This is a genomic window from Amycolatopsis taiwanensis DSM 45107 (genome assembly GCF_000519205.1).
Classification (GTDB): Bacteria; Actinomycetota; Actinomycetes; order Mycobacteriales; family Pseudonocardiaceae; genus Amycolatopsis_E; species Amycolatopsis_E taiwanensis.
This window is the reverse complement of sequence record NZ_JAFB01000028.1, coordinates 15,313-31,943: the sequence shown is the minus strand read 5'-3', so window position 1 is coordinate 31,943 and position 16,631 is coordinate 15,313. Positions and strand designations below refer to the sequence as shown.

The 16,631-nt window shown below is 69.4% G+C and carries 17 protein-coding genes; 14 read left to right on the top strand and 3 right to left on the bottom strand.

The genetic code is table 11. From position 1 onward, the window contains the following. Window positions 1–34 precede the first annotated feature (34 nt). The gene (gene murC / locus A3CU_RS0122220) at window positions 35–1,432 is read left to right on the top strand and encodes a UDP-N-acetylmuramate--L-alanine ligase (RefSeq protein WP_027944158.1); all 1,398 of its coding nucleotides are present in this window, start codon (window positions 35–37) and stop codon (window positions 1,430–1,432) included. Between the two features lie 106 nt (window positions 1,433–1,538). Continuing rightward, window positions 1,539–2,225: a cell division protein FtsQ/DivIB gene (locus A3CU_RS0122215; protein ID WP_245617261.1), complete on the top strand. Its 687-nt coding sequence runs from the start codon at window positions 1,539–1,541 to the stop codon at window positions 2,223–2,225. An 84-nt stretch (window positions 2,226–2,309) separates the two neighbouring features. Here the strand turns inward: A3CU_RS0122215 and A3CU_RS0122210 are convergent, their stop codons facing one another. Continuing rightward, window positions 2,310–2,819 (bottom strand): MarR family winged helix-turn-helix transcriptional regulator, encoded by a 510-nt coding sequence (locus tag A3CU_RS0122210; protein WP_027944156.1) that lies wholly within the window; start codon window positions 2,817–2,819, stop codon window positions 2,310–2,312. Between the two features lie 80 nt (window positions 2,820–2,899). Between A3CU_RS0122210 and A3CU_RS0122205 the strand changes: the two genes are divergently transcribed. The 3 genes from A3CU_RS0122205 to A3CU_RS0122195 are packed head-to-tail and all read left to right on the top strand — an operon-like array spanning window position 2,900 to window position 4,353. After that, window positions 2,900–3,427 (top strand): cupin domain-containing protein, encoded by a 528-nt coding sequence (locus tag A3CU_RS0122205; protein WP_245617260.1) that lies wholly within the window; start codon window positions 2,900–2,902, stop codon window positions 3,425–3,427. After that, complete coding sequence (locus tag A3CU_RS0122200) at window positions 3,420–3,974, top strand: dihydrofolate reductase family protein (protein ID WP_027944154.1); 555 nt, start codon at window positions 3,420–3,422, stop codon at window positions 3,972–3,974. The genes A3CU_RS0122205 and A3CU_RS0122200 overlap by 8 nt, the downstream gene beginning before the upstream one ends. Before the next feature lie 34 nt (window positions 3,975–4,008). After that, the gene (locus tag A3CU_RS0122195) at window positions 4,009–4,353 is read left to right on the top strand and encodes a DUF1801 domain-containing protein (RefSeq protein WP_027944153.1); all 345 of its coding nucleotides are present in this window, start codon (window positions 4,009–4,011) and stop codon (window positions 4,351–4,353) included. A 145-nt stretch (window positions 4,354–4,498) separates the two neighbouring features. Here A3CU_RS0122195 and A3CU_RS0122190 read toward each other — a convergent pair whose 3' ends face one another. Then, a complete protein-coding gene (locus tag A3CU_RS0122190) occupies window positions 4,499–4,933 on the bottom strand; it encodes an OsmC family peroxiredoxin (RefSeq protein ID WP_027944152.1) in 435 nt (144 codons plus the stop codon). 514 nt (window positions 4,934–5,447) lie between these two features. Between A3CU_RS0122190 and ftsZ the strand changes: the two genes are divergently transcribed. The 7 genes from ftsZ (at window position 5,448) to A3CU_RS0122155 (ending at window position 10,886) form a co-directional block, all read left to right on the top strand. Continuing rightward, window positions 5,448–6,707: a cell division protein FtsZ gene (ftsZ, locus tag A3CU_RS0122185; protein ID WP_027944151.1), complete on the top strand. Its 1,260-nt coding sequence runs from the start codon at window positions 5,448–5,450 to the stop codon at window positions 6,705–6,707. A 115-nt stretch (window positions 6,708–6,822) separates the two neighbouring features. After that, entirely contained in the window at window positions 6,823–7,524 is a 702-nt protein-coding gene (pgeF, locus tag A3CU_RS0122180) for a peptidoglycan editing factor PgeF (RefSeq protein WP_027944150.1), read from the top strand. Further along, window positions 7,521–8,291 carry a YggS family pyridoxal phosphate-dependent enzyme gene (locus tag A3CU_RS0122175; RefSeq protein ID WP_084143584.1) on the top strand — a complete coding sequence of 257 codons (771 nt, stop codon included), beginning with the start codon at window positions 7,521–7,523 and terminating at the stop codon, window positions 8,289–8,291. Before pgeF ends, A3CU_RS0122175 begins: the two co-directional genes overlap by 4 nt. 65 nt (window positions 8,292–8,356) lie before the next feature. Next, entirely contained in the window at window positions 8,357–8,941 is a 585-nt protein-coding gene (locus A3CU_RS0122170; protein WP_027944148.1) for a cell division protein SepF, read from the top strand. Between the two features lie 235 nt (window positions 8,942–9,176). After that, a complete protein-coding gene (locus A3CU_RS0122165; protein ID WP_027944147.1) occupies window positions 9,177–9,461 on the top strand; it encodes a YggT family protein in 285 nt (94 codons plus the stop codon). A gap of 51 nt (window positions 9,462–9,512) precedes the next feature. Beyond that, complete coding sequence (gene wag31 / locus A3CU_RS0122160; protein ID WP_027944146.1) at window positions 9,513–10,340, top strand: DivIVA-like cell division protein Wag31; 828 nt, start codon at window positions 9,513–9,515, stop codon at window positions 10,338–10,340. Between the two features lie 81 nt (window positions 10,341–10,421). After that, window positions 10,422–10,886, top strand: coding sequence for a hypothetical protein (locus A3CU_RS0122155; RefSeq protein WP_027944145.1), 465 nt, complete (start codon window positions 10,422–10,424; stop codon window positions 10,884–10,886). Between the two features lie 129 nt (window positions 10,887–11,015). Here the strand turns inward: A3CU_RS0122155 and A3CU_RS0122150 are convergent, their stop codons facing one another. After that, a complete protein-coding gene (locus A3CU_RS0122150) occupies window positions 11,016–11,771 on the bottom strand; it encodes an ArsR/SmtB family transcription factor (RefSeq protein ID WP_027944144.1) in 756 nt (251 codons plus the stop codon). 348 nt (window positions 11,772–12,119) lie between these two features. Here A3CU_RS0122150 and A3CU_RS0122145 point away from each other — a divergent pair, with 348 nt between their 5' ends. Further along, window positions 12,120–13,493 (top strand): MFS transporter, encoded by a 1,374-nt coding sequence (locus tag A3CU_RS0122145; protein WP_211246487.1) that lies wholly within the window; start codon window positions 12,120–12,122, stop codon window positions 13,491–13,493. A 36-nt stretch (window positions 13,494–13,529) separates the two neighbouring features. Next, window positions 13,530–16,475 carry an NACHT domain-containing protein gene (locus tag A3CU_RS46075; protein ID WP_156960491.1) on the top strand — a complete coding sequence of 982 codons (2,946 nt, stop codon included), beginning with the start codon at window positions 13,530–13,532 and terminating at the stop codon, window positions 16,473–16,475. Window positions 16,476–16,631: the final 156 nt, after the last annotated feature.

Genomic DNA, 16,631 nt, shown 5'->3' with positions numbered 1-16,631 from the left:
CGCCCCCGCGACCGGCACCGCGGGTGCCGCGCGGATGGGCGTTCCCGACGAGCTGCAGCGGGCGCACCTGATCGGCATCGGGGGCGCGGGGATGAGCGGGATCGCCCGCATCCTGCTCGCGCGCGGTGCCCAGGTGTCCGGCTCCGACGCCAAGGACTCGCGGGCGTTTCTGAGCCTGCGGGCACAGGGCGCCCGGATCGCGATCGGCCAGCGCGCCGAGAACCTCGACGAGCCGTCGTCCGTGGTGGTGTCGACGGCGATCAAGCCGGGCAACCCGGAGCTGGCGGCGGCGCGGGACCGCGGCATCCCGGTGCTGCACCGGGCCCAGGCGCTGGCCGCGCTGATGGCGGGCCACCGGGTGGCCTGCATCGCGGGCACGCACGGCAAGACCTCCACGACGTCGATGCTCACGGTGGCGTTGCAGCACTGCCGGCTCGACCCGTCGTTCGCCATCGGCGGCGATCTCAACGAGTCGGGCGCGAACGCCCACCACGGTGAGGGCGGGATCTTCGTCGCCGAGGCCGACGAGAGCGACGGGTCCTTCCTGAGCTACTCGCCGTCGGTGGCGGTGGTGACCAACGTCGAACCCGATCACCTCGACCACCACGGCACCGTCGATGCCTACGTCGCGGTGTTCGACGAGTTCATCCAGCGGGTGACGCCCGGCGGCCTGCTGATCGTGTGCGGCGACGACGAGCGCGCGGCCGCGCTGGGCGGGCGGGCCGAGGCCGCGGGCATCCGCGTGGTGCGATACGGCCGGTCGGCCGCCGGGGACGGCGACGCGCGCGTACTCGCCCACACCCCGGTCGACGGCGGGGGAGTGGTCCGGATTGCCTTGCGGGGCAAGGAGTTCGACGTGCGGGTGGCGGTGCCGGGCGAGCACATGGCGTTCAACGCGGTCGCCGCGCTGCTGGCCGGCATCGAGCTGGGCGCGCCCGCCGACGGGCTCATCGAGGGGCTGGCCGCATTCGGCGGCGTGCGGCGGCGTTTCGAATTCAAGGGACGCTCCGGTGACGTTCGCGTTTACGACGACTACGCGCACCACCCGACGGAGGTGGCCGCGCAGTTGCGCGCCGTCCGGCACGCGGCCGGGCGGGGCCGGGTGGTCGTGGTCTTCCAGCCGCACCTGTATTCGCGCACGAAGACCTTCGCCACCGAGTTCGCCGAGGCGCTCGGCCTAGCGGACGAGGTCGTCGTGCTGGACGTCTACGGCGCGCGCGAGGAGCCGGAGCCCGGGGTCACCGGGGAACTCATCGCGCAGCGGATCAACGGCGCGGGGGTGCACTACGAGCCCGCGTTCGACCGCGCGGCGACCCTGGCCGCGGACCTGGTCAAGCCGGGGGACCTGCTGATCACCATGGGCGCCGGGGACGTGACCCAGCTGGGCCCGGAGATCATCGCCGAGCTCGACCGGCGCACCGGCCGCGAGTGAGTGCGCGGGCGTGACTCGGCAGGCCAGGCAAGCGCGCAGCAGACCCTCGACGCGGCGGGCCGCGGCGCGCCCGTCGCAGGGGCGGCGTGCTCCGGATCGCCGGCGATTGAAGGCTGCCGCCACGCGGCAACGGGCGCTGCGACGGCGCTGGATTGCACTGCTGTCCGTGGTCACGGTCGTCGCCCTGGGCTATCTGCTGTACTTCACGTCGTTTCTCGGCGTCGCCTCGGTCGAGGTGATCGGCGCTTCGGCCGAGCCGCCCGAGGTGATCCGGGCCGCGGCGGCGGTGCCGGAGCGCCAGCCCATGCTGCGCGTGAACACCGGCGAGATCGCCGCCCGGATCGACAAGCTGCCGGGCGTCGCCTCGGTCGACGTGTCCCGCTCGTGGCCGTCCACGATCAAGATCACCGTGACCGAGCGGACCCCGGTCGCGTTCTTCACCGACCCGGACGGCGCCCACCTGGTGGACGCCACCGGGCTGGCCTACAAGGTCCTGCCGAACACGCCCGAGGGGCTGCCCGAACTCAGCCTCGCGCGAATCGCCCCGGACGATCCGGTGACACGTTCGGCCGTGGCCGTGCTGATGTCACTGCCGGAGGCGCTGAAGCACCAGATCACCACCGTCCGCGCGCAGACGCCGGGCGGCGTGGAGTTCACGCTCAAGAACGGCAAGGTCGTCCGCTGGGGCGACGCCACCGATCCGGACCGCAAGGCGAAGGTCCTCGCCGTCCTGTTGACCCGCAACGGCCACACCTACGACGTAGCCAGCCCAGAACTCCCCACCGTCTCCTGATCGCTGGAAACTGCTTCAGGTTTGGGTGGTGGTGCCGGCTGGCGGCCTCGCGCAACCGGCTCCGCCGTTTGAGTACTACCTCGGCTAGGTCTCGAGAGCACGCAGCAGGATTCGCAGGAGTCCGTCGAGTGTGCCGAGTTGCTCCTCGCTCAGCGCCGACAGCAGCCGGGTGACGTTGGCCGTGTGCGCGGTCATCGCGTCCTCCACGGTGGCGTAGCCCTTGTCGGTGAGCCGGACGCGGAAGCTGCGCCGGTCCGCGGGGTCAAGGGTGCGCTCGACGAGCCCGGCCGCCTCCAGCCGATCCAGCCGGTTGGTCATGCCGGCTCGGGTCAGCATCAGTGTCGCGGAGAGTTGCGATGGCCTGAGCGTGTACGGGTCGCCGGAGCGCCGGAGCGACGCGAGGACGTCGAACTCGCCCTTCTGCAGCCCGAACGCGGTGAAGACCGTCTCCTGCGCAGGGGCCAGCAGGAGCCCTACCCGGCCCAGGCGACCGGCGACGGCGATGGCGTCGAGGTCCAGGTCCGGACGTTCTCGCACCCAGGCCTCGACCACGGCGTCGATGGCGTCGGGGTGCTCTGCCTTCGTCTCACTCACTGCCACAGTCTATTCGATGCCGCGTCTATTCAACGAAGTATAGTTTGACGCCTTACTATCAGCTGTGTAACTATAAGGTCATGAGCACACCACATCTCATGAGTCAGGAGGTTCCGCCGCTGGTGGTGCGGCGGAACGAGGCGGAAGTCTTGGGAACGGGAGCGAACACGATCTCCCTGCTGGCCGACGTGCCGGCGACCGGAGGTTTTCTGAGTGTCACGCGCACGACGTTGGGCAAGGGTCAGGACGGGGCCGCGCCGCACTACCACTGCGCATCGGCGGAGACGTTCTTCGTCCTCGGCGGCGTCCTGCAGGTACTCATCGGCGTGGAGATCGTCACGGCGCGGGAAGGTGACCTGCTGTTCGTGCCGCCGCGCACCGTCCACGCCTTCGGCGCGGCGCCGGGATTCGGAGCGGACCTGCTGATCGCGTTCACCCCCGGTGTGGAGCGGTTCGGGTACTTCCGGCTCCTCGACCGGGTCCGCAATGGCGACGCCGGACCAGGGGAGGTCCTCGATACCCAAGAGCGCTACGACAACCACTTCGTCGACAGCACCGTCTGGCGGGACGCCCGCCGGGCCGGCCTACCGGAGACAACCCATGCGTAAGGTCATCAACTCCACCTACTCCACCCTCGACGGCTTCGTCGACAACCCGCACGAGTGGTCGCTGCAGTACTCCAACGAGGAAACACAGGCGTATGCCTTCGCGATGACCACAGCCGCCGACGCACTGCTGCTCGGCCGCGTCACCTACGAAGGCATGGCGCAGGCGTGGCCGCAGATGGGCGGAAATCCGTACTCGGACCACGTCAACGGCATCACCAAGTACGTCGTCGCGTCGCAGCCGGTCGACACGTCGGCCTGGAACCCCACCGTCGTCATCCCGGGTGATGAGCTTGTCTCCCGGGTCGCGGCGGTCAAGGAGCAGGAGGGTGCCGACATTTTGATCTGGGGCACCGGCCGCCTCACCGATGCGCTCGCGGCAGCCGGGCTTCTCGACGAGTACCGAATCTGGGTGTGTCCGGTCATCAAGGGCAAGGGCGAGCCGCTGTTCCGCGAGGACAGCGCCATGACTCTCGACCTGCTCGACACGACGACGTTCACCAACGGTGCCATCGTCCTCACCTACCGGCCGGTCACGGCCGCGTCCTGAACCGTTTCCGCACCGCACCACGCAGGAGAATGCCGTGAACAACGAGGTCACCAACTACATCGAGAACACGCTCCCCTGGCAGGCGGAGGTCTGCGGCAAGCTGCGGGAGATGGTCCACGCGACCATCACCGACGCCGAGGAACAGTTGCAGTACGGCAAGCCGCATTTCCTGAAGAACGGCAAGCACGCCGCCGTGATCCACGTGGCGCGCAACAAGGTGTCGTTCATGGTTTTCGAGGCCGGTGGTATCGAGCCGGTGAAGGGTGTCCTGAGATCCCTGGGCAACGGCGACCGCAAGGCGGCCGACATCACCGAGGGCCAGGATGTCGACTACGACCTGCTCGCCGGCGTCCTCGCCAAGACCAGCAGCAAGCTCTGACCCTGGCGCTGCAGTGGTCGGTGCTCCCGTCCGTGCAATGAGGGAGGGGAGCACACGCCGCATGCTGCCCAGGTCAGGAAAGGCGCCGCTCACCGCGGGCCCGCACAGTCGAGTCCACCGTTACGCGGCCATCGGCACTTCCGATCTAAGCCAGGGCTGCGTCGAGAGTGATGGTGGTGCCGGCCAGGGCCTTGCTCACCGGGCAGGTTCGCTCGGCCAGCCGGGCCAGCTCCGCGAACCGGTCGGCGGCTACGCCGGGGACCTTGGCCCGCAACGTGATCTCGATTCCGCTGATCTCGAAGCCACCGCCCTGGGCCGGGCCGAGCGTGACGTCCGCGGTCACGTCGATCGAGTCGGCGACCAGTTCTTCCGACGCCAGCACGCCGGAGAGATTCATCGCCAGGCACGACGAGTGTGCGGCCGCAATCAGCTCCTCCGGGCTGGTCTGCCCGTTGGCGTCGCCCGCGCGGGTCGGGAAGGACACGTCGAACTGGCCCGCGTTGGACGAATCCAGGGTGACGTGGCCCTTGCCGCTTTGCAGGTTGCCTTCCCAGTGCGTCGTGGCGTCACGGCTGGGCATCGTTGACTCCTCCCTATTGCTGCGCCGCGGCGGTGATTCGCCGCCTTGTCTGTGTCATTCATAACGCGCGATCGACGAACGCGTCTACGGACCGAGACCTGGCAACGCACATGCGGCCGAGGGGCCGGCGGTCCGCAGCCGCGTTCGCGAGGCCTTCGGCGGCGCGTCTGCCACTCGCCGAAGCACGAACACGGGCTCTTGGATGACCCTCCATCTTGATGAGTTCCCGCCGTTGCCCGGTGTCCAACCCGAGTGCGCAGCCGATTTCCGCGGATATCGCCGCCCGCGCGGGCCGGGAAGGCCGATGGCTTGACCAGGGCGTGGCGCCACGGAAAGGTATTGTGGCGAAACAGTCTTCACGACACGCGGCGTGGCTGCTGGATTCCGGTCCGCATGATCCCTACCGTCCTGCAACAGCATTGGGCAGTTGACATAACTCTAAGCCTTGAGTTTAGGTTGAGGGTTTTTTCGCTGTCGGGCGGTATGTGAAGGCACGATCAGGAAGGCGGACCCGATGACGCCCCCGCACAACTACCTCGCGGTGATCAAGGTCGTCGGCATCGGTGGTGGCGGCGTGAACGCAGTCAACCGCATGATCGAGGTCGGCCTCAAGGGTGTCGAGTTCATCGCGGTGAACACCGACGCGCAGGCGCTGCTGATGTCCGACGCCGATGTCAAGCTGGACATCGGCCGGGAGTTGACCCGCGGCCTCGGCGCCGGCGCCAACCCCGAGGTGGGACACAAGGCGGCCGAGGACCACCGGGAGGAGATCGAGGAGGTGCTCAAGGGCGCCGACATGGTCTTCGTCACGGCCGGTGAGGGCGGTGGCACCGGTACCGGCGGCGCGCCCGTGGTCGCCTCGATCGCCCGCAAGCTCGGCGCGCTGACCATCGGCGTGGTCACCCGGCCGTTCACCTTCGAGGGCAAGCGTCGTAGCAAGCAGGCCGAGGACGGGATCCAGGCCCTGCGGCAGGAATGCGACACGCTGATCGTCATCCCCAACGACCGGCTGCTTCAGCTCGGCGACATCGGGGTCAGCCTGATGGACGCGTTCCGGTCGGCCGACGAGGTGCTGCTCTCCGGTGTCCAGGGCATCACCGACCTGATCACCACGCCCGGCCTGATCAACCTGGACTTCGCCGACGTCAAGAGCGTGATGTCGGGCGCCGGCAGCGCGCTGATGGGAATCGGTTCGGCGCGCGGTGAGGGCCGGGCGGTGCAGGCCGCCGAGAAGGCGATCAACTCGCCGCTGCTGGAAGCCTCGATGGAGGGTGCGCACGGCGCGCTGCTGTCCATCGCGGGCGGTTCCGACCTGGGCCTGTTCGAAATCAACGAGGCCGCGTCGCTGGTGCAGGAGTCCGCGCACCCGGAGGCGAACATCATCTTCGGCACGATCATCGACGACTCGCTCGGCGACGAGGTGCGGGTCACCGTGATCGCGGCCGGTTTCGACGCGGGCGCACCGACGCACAAGAAGCTGGAGACCCCGGCGCTGGGCGGACGCCCGCCGTCCCCCGCCACTGCCGAGACCGGTCCGATCAACACGCCGCCCCCGGCGGCCGGCAGCGGCTTCCCTCCGGTCGCCCAGCCCCGCACCCCGTCGACCTCCGGTTACCCGGCCCCGCAGCCGCCGCTGCCGCAGCCCAGCGGCGGGCGCAGCTACCCGCCGGTGACCCCCCGCCCGAGCCAGGGCGGCATCCCGAGCCGTCCCGTCCCGGTCACCGACGACCCGTCGGACGACGAGGTGGACGTCCCGCCGTTCATGCGCCGGTGAGTGCCGTTCTCAGTGGCATTCATGGGGAGGAGATCCCAAAGCCAGGGACCGCCTGGAGGTTCCGCTACCCGCACCGCCACGCAAACCACTTCGAAACACTGTCTAGGCTCGACGGGTGCGCATTCGGCGGGTGGTCACCACCAGGGAAGGCGGGGCGTCGGCGCCCCCGTACGACTCGTTCAATCTGGCCGACCACGTCGGGGACGACCCGGCGGCGGTGTCGGCCAACCGCGACCGGCTGGCCGGCGAGCTGGGATTGTCCACCGTTGCGTGGATGGAGCAGGTGCACGGCCGGACGGTGACCGTGGTCAACGGTTCCGAGGCACGCCCCGCCGAGGCGACGGATGCACTGGTGACGGCCGAGCCCGGGGTGGCGGTGGCGGTGCTGGTCGCCGACTGTGTCCCGGTCCTGCTCGGCGACGCCGAGGCCGGAGTCGTGGCGGCCGTGCACGCGGGGCGGGTCGGTACGCGTGTCGGCGTGCTTCCGGCCGCCTTGCGGGCGATGACCGAGGCCGGTGCCGAGCCGGCCCGGATCGAGGCCCTGCTCGGCCCGGCGGTGTGCGGCGAGTGCTACGAGGTCCCGGCGGACATGGCGCGCGACGTCGAGGAGCACGTGCCGGGCAGCCTGTCCCGCACCCGTAACGGCACCCCGGGTCTGGACCTGCGCGCGGGGCTGTGGCGGCAACTCGCCGAGGCCGGGGTCGGCCGGATCGGCGTGGACCCGCGCTGCACCGCCGAGGACCGCAGCCTCTTCAGCTATCGGCGGGACGGCCGGTGCGGCCGGATCGCCGCGTTGACCTGGGTTGAGGCGGAATGACGGGCAACGGACCAGCCGAGGGCGTCCGCGACCGGCCCGCCGGTGGTGTGGACCCGGCCGAGCGCAAGGCGGAACTCGCGGCGGCGCTGGCGGACCTTCAGGCCCGGATTTCCCGTGCGTGCACGGCCGCCGGGCGGGCCCGCGAGGAGGTACGGCTGCTGGCCGTCACGAAGACCTTCCCGGCCACCGATGCCGCCCTGCTCGCCGATCTGGGGCTGGGCGACTTCGCCGAGAACCGCGACCAGGAGGCCGCGCCCAAGGCCGCCGAGTTCGCCGGACTCCGCCCGGCCGCGGCGGTCCGCTGGCACATGGTGGGCCGGCTCCAGCGCAACAAGGCCCGGTCGGTGACGCGCTGGGCCGGCGAGGTCCAGTCCGTCGACTCGGCCCGGCTCGCGGACGCCCTGGACCGGGCCGCGCGTGCCGAGGGAGTCGCACCGCTGGACGTGCTGGTCCAGGCCAGCATCGACGGCGACCCGGCGCGCGGCGGATGCCCGCTGCCCGACCTCGAGGCGCTCGCCGACCACATCGCCGGCACGGAAGGCTTGCGGCTGCGCGGGTTGATGGCCGTGGCGCCGCTCGGCGCCGACCCGGACGCCGCGTTCGAACGCCTCGCCCGCGCCGGTGAGGCGTTGCGGCGGCATCATCCCGAAGCGACCGAGTTGTCCGCAGGGATGAGCGGAGATCTCGAACAGGCTATCGTGCACGGTTCGACCTGTGTGCGTGTCGGAACCGCGCTGCTCGGCGGTCGCGGTTTAGCCTCGCCCTAGCGAGATCACCCGGGCTGGCTTCATCATGTCCGGGTAGGGATTACGAGGGGCGGCTAGGGAGAAGCATGAGTGCGCTACAGAAGCTGAAGGCCTACTTCGGCATGATCCCGGCCGACAGCGACGAATACGACGAGTACGACGGTGACCGTGACTACCGGCGAGACTATGCCGATGAAGGTTACGACGGCTACGAAGAGGAGTCGCGCCCACCCCGCCGGCACCGTAGCGACTACAGTGCCGACCCCGTGCCGCGCGCCCGCGGCCGCGAGCCGGCCGTGCACGGTTCCCTGGCCGTGGACCGGCAGCCGGAGCCCGTCGCGCGGCTGCGGACCGTTCCGGAGGAAGCCAGGATGACTGCGCACCGCGACCCCCTCAGCCGTATCACCACGCTGCACCCTACGAGCTACTTCGAGGCGCGCGCGATCGGGGAGGCCTATCGCGACGGCATCCCCGTGATCATCAACCTGACCGAAATGGACAACGCCGACGCCAAGCGGCTGGTCGATTTCGCGGCCGGGCTCGCTTTCGCGCTGCGCGGCTCCATGGACAAGGTCACCACGAAGGTGTTCCTGCTGTCGCCGCCTGATGTCGAGGTGACGGCCGAGGACCGCCGCCGCATCGCCGAGGGTGGTCTGTTCCGCCGCCACTGAGCGCCGGTCGTCGAACCGGGCGAGTGGCGCGGAGAACGTGCGTTCTCAAAGGGCTGGCCGTGTCCGCACGGCCAGCCGACCCCTTTCTGGATCTTGTAAACGGCTTGCTGCAAAGAGTGAAATCTTAACCCATTCGGGTGAAAGCGTTAAGTAAATCACAGTTAGATTACGCAGCCCGAACGACCTGCTGGTCGTGGCCGCGCGGAAGGACTCCCCGATGTGGCACAGTGGTGCTGTGGATGTGCTCTGGCTCGTCGTCTACTACGTGCTCTTCTTCTTTTGGCTGCTGCTCACGGCGCGTGTCGTGGTCGAACTGGTGCGCGCGTTCGCGCGTGAGTGGCGACCCGCCGGTGGGGTTGCGGTAACGCTCGAGACCATCTACACAGTGACCGACCCACCGGTCCGACTGGTTCGGCGGATCATTCCGATGGTGCGGATTGGCGGCGTCGGACTGGACTTATCGATTATGGTGCTGCTGTTGGTTGTGTTCATACTGATGCAACTGGCGTATCCCGGATAGAACGGGGACCGGGAGACCAGCAGTAGGCCATGGAGTGCGTGAGGTGATCTGATGTCGTTGACCCCCGCTGACGTGCATAACGTCGCGTTCAGCAAGCCACCCATCGGCAAGCGGGGCTACAACGAGGACGAGGTGGATGCATTCCTCGACCTGGTGGAGACCGAGCTGGCCCGGCTGATCGAGGACAACACCGAGTTGCGGCAGCAGGTCGAGCAGCTCGACGCGGAACTCGAGTCGGCCCGGAGCGAGCTGGAGAGCGCCCGTGCCGGCGCGGTCCGCGAGGAGCCGTCCCGCCGGCTCGCGCCCGTTCCAACGCCGTCGCCGGCCGAGCAGACCCAGGTCCACCACCCGATGGCCGACGCCGGCGAGCCCAACGTGCAGGCCGCCAAGGTGCTGGGTCTGGCCCAGGAGATGGCCGACCGGCTCACCGCCGAGGCCAAGACCGAGTCCGACGGCATGCTGGCCGAGGCGCGCGCCAAGTCCGAGCAGCTGCTCTCCGACGCCCGTGCGAAGTCGGACTCCATGGTCAACGAGGCGCGCACCCGCGCCGAGACCATGCTGAACGAGGCGCGGACCCGGGCCGAGACCCTGGAACGGCAGGCCCGCGACAAGGCGACCACGCTCGAGCGCGAGGCGCAGCGCAAGTACACCGAGACCATGAACAGCATGAACAGCGAGAAGACCACGCTGGGCAAGAAGATCGAGGAGTTGCGCACCATCGAGCGCGAGTACCGCACAAGGCTCCGCGGCTTCCTCGAGTCGCAGCTACGGGAACTCGACGACCGGGGTTCGGCGGCGCCCGCCTCCGCCGCTCCCAGCTCCGCGGGCTCGTCCGGTGGCCAGGGCTACTCGTTCGGTCCGCGCGCCGAGGCCGGCTGAGGTTCCCGGCGCGAGGAGTAGCTTCCAGGCTCGACGATGAACGGCCGTGTAGCGCCGCGGTGATCCATGTTGTAATGCAGCGTGCTGTTCATCGTCCTCATTCTGGTCCTGGGCGCGTTGGGGTTGCTGGTCACGGCGCTGGTCACCGCCCAGTCGCTGTGGGCCTGGATCTCCATCGGCATCTCTGCGCTGGCCGCGCTGCTGTTGGTGGCGGATGTCGTGCGCCGGCGAGTCCGGCGCACCGCCACGGAGCCGGAGGAGTCCGCCGGGACGCCGGAACGCGCGGAAGTCACGCCGTCCGGACCCGAGTCCGAGGATGATCCCGCGGAGGAAGAGAGCGCTTCCGAAGACCGGGCGCTGGTCGCCGAGTTGACGGACGAGGTGCTCGTCGTCGACGAGCATCCGCGCTACCACCGCACCGGCTGTTCCTGGCTGGCCGGCCGCGAGACCATTCCGATCAGTGCCAAGGAAGCACGCGAACTCGGCTTCACCCCGTGCGGCCGCTGCACCCCGGACACCCACCTCGCAGCCAGCCACCGCACCTAGAGACTGTGTTGAAGTGGCTTGTGCGGCGATGCGGGTAGCGGAACCTGAGGCGGTGCAAAGTGGGCGGCCCACGGCAAGCGGCTCCGCCGCTTTGAAAAGCCAATTCGAGTTGGCGTTTCGAAGGCGCTTTCAGGCGGCCAGGTCGACGCCGAGGTCGTCGTGGAGGGCTTGGACGCCCCGGTCGGTGAGCCGCAGGGCACGCTGGCCGGGCTTGCGGCGTTCGAACCAGCCACGCCGGTGCAGGGCCTCGGCCACCTCCGCGCCGAGCGCCCCGGCAAGGTGGTGGCGTTGTTCGGACCAGTCCAGGCAGAACTTGAGCAGCGGGCGCCTGCGCCGGCCGACCTCGTCGAGGTCGATGCCCAGCCCACCGAAGATCTCCTGCGCGCGTGGCCCCAGCACGTACGGATGGCTGGCCAGCGGTGCGGACAGGCGGTCGTGTTCGCGTCGCTGGGTCGTCGGGATCCCGTCCGTTGCGGCCAGCGCTCCCTGGTCGAGCAGAGCCGCCATGACGGCGACGCCGAGCCGGCCGGCGAGATGGTCGTAGCAGGTACGCGCGAACCGGAGCGCCGCCAAGCGCGTGCCCGCCTTGAGCGAGGTGACCGGCTGCACCGGTGAGAACCGCGCCAGGGTCTCCAGCACCTCGCCGACGTGCGCCCCGGTGAGGCGGTAGAACCGGTGCCGCCCTGAGCGTTCCGCCACGATTAGTCCCGCTTCGCGTAGCTTCGCCAGGTGTGCGCTCGTGCCTTGCGCGGACAGCCCCGCTTCGGACGCGAGTACGGAGGCGGGAAGCGATCGCCCGTCGGCGAGCGCCGCGAGCACCCTGACCCGCGCCGGGTCCGCGAACAGCGCCGCAGTCCGCGCGATATCCACATCTCCACCGCTCATGGCAGATCCTCCGCGAGTTTGCGCGCGACCGCGATCGTGTCGACGGGGCGCCCGATGCGCGATCGAGTCACGTTCTTCGACATAGGCGCCCCGCCGCCCCGATAAGGGGGTCTGGGGGCTTGCCCCCAGTCNGGGGNGTGGGGGCGGAGCCCCCACAAGGCAGAGCGTCTGGGGGCTTGCCCCCAGTCGGGGGTGTGGGGGCGGAGCCCCCCCACAAGACACGCCTTCGGGGCGCGCGCGTGGTGGTCACCATGATCACCGCGGCTTGTCACCGAACTGGGCATGTCTACAGTGTCTCCCCGCAACGCTTCCAGGTGCGTGGAAGTTTCCCGGCGGCATGCTGGCGGCATGGAGGCGACGACCGAGAAGACGGAGACGACGGGGAACACGCGGGCGCGTTCGAGGACAGCCGTGCTGCTCACCATGTGTGCGGGCATGTTCCTGGTGCAACTCGACGTCACCGTGGTGAACATCGCGCTACCCACGATCGGCCGCGACCTGGGCGCGAGCCTGCCGGCCCTGCAATGGATCGTCGACGGGTACACGGTCGTGCTCGCGGCCTTGCTGCTGGCCGGTGGTGCCATCGGCGACGTGCTGGGGCACCGCTCGGTGGTGGCCTGCGGGTTCGCCCTGTTCGGGCTGGCCTCGGCCGGCTGCGCGCTGGCGCCCGCGAGCGCCGCGCTGATCGGGTTCCGGGTGCTGCAGGGGCTTGGGGCCGCGCTGCTGCTGCCCGGCACGCTGGCCGTGATCACCGCGACGTTCCCACAGCGGCGCGAGCAGGCGCGGGCGCTCGGCGTCTGGGCGGGTCTGTCTGCCCTCGCGTTGTCGGCAGGCCCGCTGCTCGGCGGGCTGCTCGTGGCGGTGAACGGGTGGCGGCTGGTGTTCGCGGTCAACGTGCCGCTGGTCGTGGTGGCCATGGTGGTCGCGCTCCGGGTCATCCCGGACTCGGGGCGGGTGCCGGGGCGCCGGGTCGACATCGCCGGGGCCGCGCTGGCGGCGGTGGCGCTGGCCGCGATCGTGTACGGGGTGATCGACGCGAGCGTCATCGCGTTCGTGGTCGCAGTGCCGGCACTCGTCGCCTTCGTGCTGGTGGAGCGGCGTGCCGCCGACCCGATGCTGCCGCTGTCCTTGCTGCGTTCCCGGCAGTTCGTGGGCGCGAACCTGATCGCCGGTGCGATGAACTTCGTCGGCCTGGGCATGATCCTGGTCAACACCCTGTACCTGCAAAGCGTTCTCGGCTACTCGCCGCTGGAGGCGGCGCTGCGGCTGCTGCCCGGTTTCGTGCCCCTCGCCGTGCTGGCCCCGGTCACCGGGCGGCTCGCCGGCCGGTTCGGGCCGCGCCCGGTGATGATCGCCGGACTGGCCGCCGGGGCGCTGGCGATGCTGAACCTGCTCCGCATCGGCCCCACCACCGGTTACCCGACGTTTCTGCCGGGCTGGCTCGGCCTGGGCATCGGCATGGGCCTGCTGACCGCGGCGGTGGTGGCGGCCGCGGTCGGCGGGGTTCCGGCCGGGCGCGGCGGGGTCGCCAGCGGCATCAACAACACCGCGCGGCAGGCCTTCGGCGCGATCGGGATCGCCCTGTTCGGTGCGATCGCGGGGCAACCGGGCGAGGCTGCCGCGTTCGTGTCGAGCCTGCACGTTCTCGGGCTCGCCGGTGCAGGTCTGTGGCTCGCGGCGATCGGGCTGACCGTCTTTTCCGTCCGGCGCACCGGAAAGTGATCGTGAGTCCGGTGATCGTTGCCTAGAGTTGGCAAAATGCCCGAACCTACCTTGGCTCTGCTGGTCGCACAGTCCGCCGCGAAGGCCGTGGGCGGACTCGCCACGCGCGCCGCGGTCCCGGTGGTGCGGTCGACGGCGGAGCGGCTCCGCCCCGCCCCAGCAGCGGTTCGCCGCGACCCGAACTGGCGAGAGGTGAAGCTGGCCCGGTCCCAGCAGGAGGAGCTTTCCCGCTATCTGCGCAGCCGGGTGTGCACCGGACTCCTGCAGATCCTGGCGCACCTCGAACTGTCGGGCCAGACCCCGGAGTCGGAGCGGGACAGGGCAAGAGTCGCCGAGAGTTTCCGCGCGGAACTGGCGGCACGCCTCAAACTCCCGGCCGAGCAGATCGAGCGGATCGCCTCGGTGCTGTGGATCCAGGTCCACGACCGGATCCGCCTGGAAGTCGAGGAACTGCGCTCCTCGGGTGCCTTGGCCGACGAGGATCTCGTTCACCTCGGCTACCTTCAGGCCCGGTCCATCGACGAAAGGCTGGCCATTTCCGGTGAACCGGACCGGGTGGTGAACGCGCATGCCGCGGTGCGGGTGATCGGAAAGGCCATGCATGACCGGTACGCCAAAATGGTCATGCCGCATTCCCGCGAGGACTACCGGGTCCCGATCGAACAGATCTACGTGACGCGCGCGCTGACGCCCCGGGCGGAAGGCCAGCACGGCGATGTCGTGTTGGCGCCCATTCCGGAGCGAGACATCCACGATCGCCGGTTCGTGGTGGTGGGGCATCCTGGCGCCGGCAAGAGCACCTTCATCCGGTACATGTTGTATCTGGTGAGTTCCGCCGAGGACGAGGCCGTGCCGCTGGCTGGAATGGTGGTCGATCTGAAGGACCATCCCTCGCCCCAGGAGTCCTATGTCGGCATCCTGGCCGAGAGCCTGCGGGTGATCACTCAGTCCGAACTGGCCGTCGAGGCCGTGCGCGACGTGCTGTTGCTCGGCCTCGGCGTGGTGGTGTTCGACGGTCTTGACGAGATCAGCGACATCGGCTGGCGGCGCTCGACCGTGGAGGCGATCGAGGCGTTCTCGCGGCGCTACCCACTGGTGACCGTCGTCGTGACCTCGCGGGACGAGGGCTACACCCGGGCCAGGCTCGATCCGGCGTTGTTTCCCGTCTACCACCTCCCGGACTTCACCGACGAGCAGGTGCGGCGCTATGTCGAGCGGTGGTTCAGCCTGGGCGCGGGGCCGCGCGAGTTCCAGGCCGAGGAACGCGTGCGGAACTTCCTGGCCGACAGCCTCCAGATCGCCGATCTGCGCACCAACCCGTTGATGTTGTCGCTGTTGTGCATGATCTACGAATATGAGGGCTACATACCGGAGAACCGTCCTCAGGTTTACGAACAGTGCGCGGAGTTGCTTTTCGAGCGATGGGACCGGGTGCGCCGGGTGCCCATCTCGTTCAAGGCGAACATGCAGACCCGTTATCTCGTGCAGGAACTGGCCTACCACTTCTTCAACCAGGGGATCGCGCACACCGGGGAAACGGAGACCCGGCTCCGGGAGATCGTCAAGGACTACTTCCAGCGCAACATCGTGGGCGAGGTTTCTTCGGCGCTGGGCCATGCCCAGGACTTCATCGACTTCTGCGCGGGAAGGGCCTGGCTGCTCACCCAGACCGGGGTGTCGGAACGCGGTGAGCGACTGTTCGGGTTCACCCACCGGACGTTTCTCGAATACTTCGCCGCCTGTTTCATGGTGCGGCACTGCGACAGCCCCCGGGATCTGGTCAGCCTGATCAGGCCGATGATCCAGTTCGGCGTCAGTGATGTGGTGCCGCAGATCGCCATCCAGCAATTCGACGCCCGCCGGGCAGACGGTATCGACGACTGCCTGGAGCTGCTGCTGGATCGCGCGGATCACTCCGCGAACTCGTACCGGAGCTTCGTCGATTTCGCGCTGCGCTCGCTGCGATTCATGCGGCCGGGCCCCAGAACGCTGCAACGCCTCTATTCCTCCGCCGTGATCCTCTATGGGCAGACGAAGGACCCTGATCTGTTGGTCACGCTGCTTTCGGCGCCTGCCGACACCTTCGAACTCATGCTCAAGAGCTGCGAAACCCTGCGGTCCCGGCAACGATCCTCCGAGGTCGAGTTCGGCGCGATCGTCGTCAGCGCCTTGCTTCGCCGCATCGAGAACGGCGAGGACACGGCCGGCGTCGTGGCACGGCTGGCCGAGCCCGATGGTCACCGGAGCCTGATCGTCGGCTCCCTGCGCGGCATGGGCGGAACGGCTCCTGACCTGGTCGTGGAGTTGAACCGGCAGGGTCTGCTGCCGGCCGCTGAGCTCGTGCGCACGATCGGTGCGCGGATGCTGGTGTCCGCTCCGGCCGAGCATGGTCACCAGGCCGCCCCGGGGCCGCTGGTGATTCGCCTCCGGGAGTTCTTCTCGGCCGGTGAGTTCCATGCCGAACTGCGCGAAATGCTCGCCGAAGTGGCCGCTGACCCCGGTATCGTCCTGCCGCTCGGTGAGGAGGTGCTGCGCGAGCTGGCAGAGATGAGCCGCCCACCGGGCACGGCGATCTCCTCGACCCTCACCGGGAGCGTCAAGCCGTTCGAGCGCGAGGTCGTGCTCCAGAACTTTCCCGTCGGCCCGGAGTCGACCCCGGCGTGGTCGGCCGGGTTCCACCTGCTGTTCGTCTCCGCGCTCGCGGCCTCCTACGAGATGGACGCGCGTTCGACGACGAAGACCGACCTGTGGCGCCGGATCGCCCTGGAACTGCCCGTCCTCCGGGAGCTGGTTCTCGGGCAGCTGACCAAGGTCAACCGGAACACCGCCCTGCACATGTCCCAGCTCGACCTGGGCGCCTGCCTGGTGCGGTTCCTCGTCCGGCTGGATGCGCCGAACACCTGGCGCTCGTGGTTCACCGAATGGCGGGAGGGCAACGTAAAGGCGCTCACGCTCGGGGGAGGCCGCGGCCCCGCGGTGTAATGGGTTGCGTTCCGCGGTTATCCTGAATGCGCAGGGCGTTGATCCGGCCATCACCGGGGAGCCTCCGGAAGAACGGGATCGGTGATCCTCAGTAGAACCGGACGGGTGCGGCCCGTGACAGCCGCCGAACGAAGTGGTCCGCGTGGCGACGCGGAC

Coding starts and splice junctions, on each gene's coding strand:
- A3CU_RS0122145 (WP_211246487.1), top strand. CDS start 12,120: ATGGAGGCGACGACCGAGAAGACGGAGACGACGGGGAACACGCGGGCG.
- A3CU_RS0122150 (WP_027944144.1), bottom strand. CDS start 11,771: ATGAGCGGTGGAGATGTGGATATCGCGCGGACTGCGGCGCTGTTCGCG.
- A3CU_RS0122200 (WP_027944154.1), top strand. CDS start 3,420: ATGCGTAAGGTCATCAACTCCACCTACTCCACCCTCGACGGCTTCGTC.
- wag31 (WP_027944146.1), top strand. CDS start 9,513: ATGTCGTTGACCCCCGCTGACGTGCATAACGTCGCGTTCAGCAAGCCA.
- A3CU_RS0122170 (WP_027944148.1), top strand. CDS start 8,357: ATGAGTGCGCTACAGAAGCTGAAGGCCTACTTCGGCATGATCCCGGCC.
- murC (WP_027944158.1), top strand. CDS start 35: ATGGGCGTTCCCGACGAGCTGCAGCGGGCGCACCTGATCGGCATCGGG.
- A3CU_RS0122205 (WP_245617260.1), top strand. CDS start 2,900: ATGAGCACACCACATCTCATGAGTCAGGAGGTTCCGCCGCTGGTGGTG.
- A3CU_RS46075 (WP_156960491.1), top strand. CDS start 13,530: ATGCCCGAACCTACCTTGGCTCTGCTGGTCGCACAGTCCGCCGCGAAG.
- A3CU_RS0122175 (WP_084143584.1), top strand. CDS start 7,521: ATGACGGGCAACGGACCAGCCGAGGGCGTCCGCGACCGGCCCGCCGGT.
- ftsZ (WP_027944151.1), top strand. CDS start 5,448: ATGACGCCCCCGCACAACTACCTCGCGGTGATCAAGGTCGTCGGCATC.
- A3CU_RS0122190 (WP_027944152.1), bottom strand. CDS start 4,933: ATGCCCAGCCGTGACGCCACGACGCACTGGGAAGGCAACCTGCAAAGC.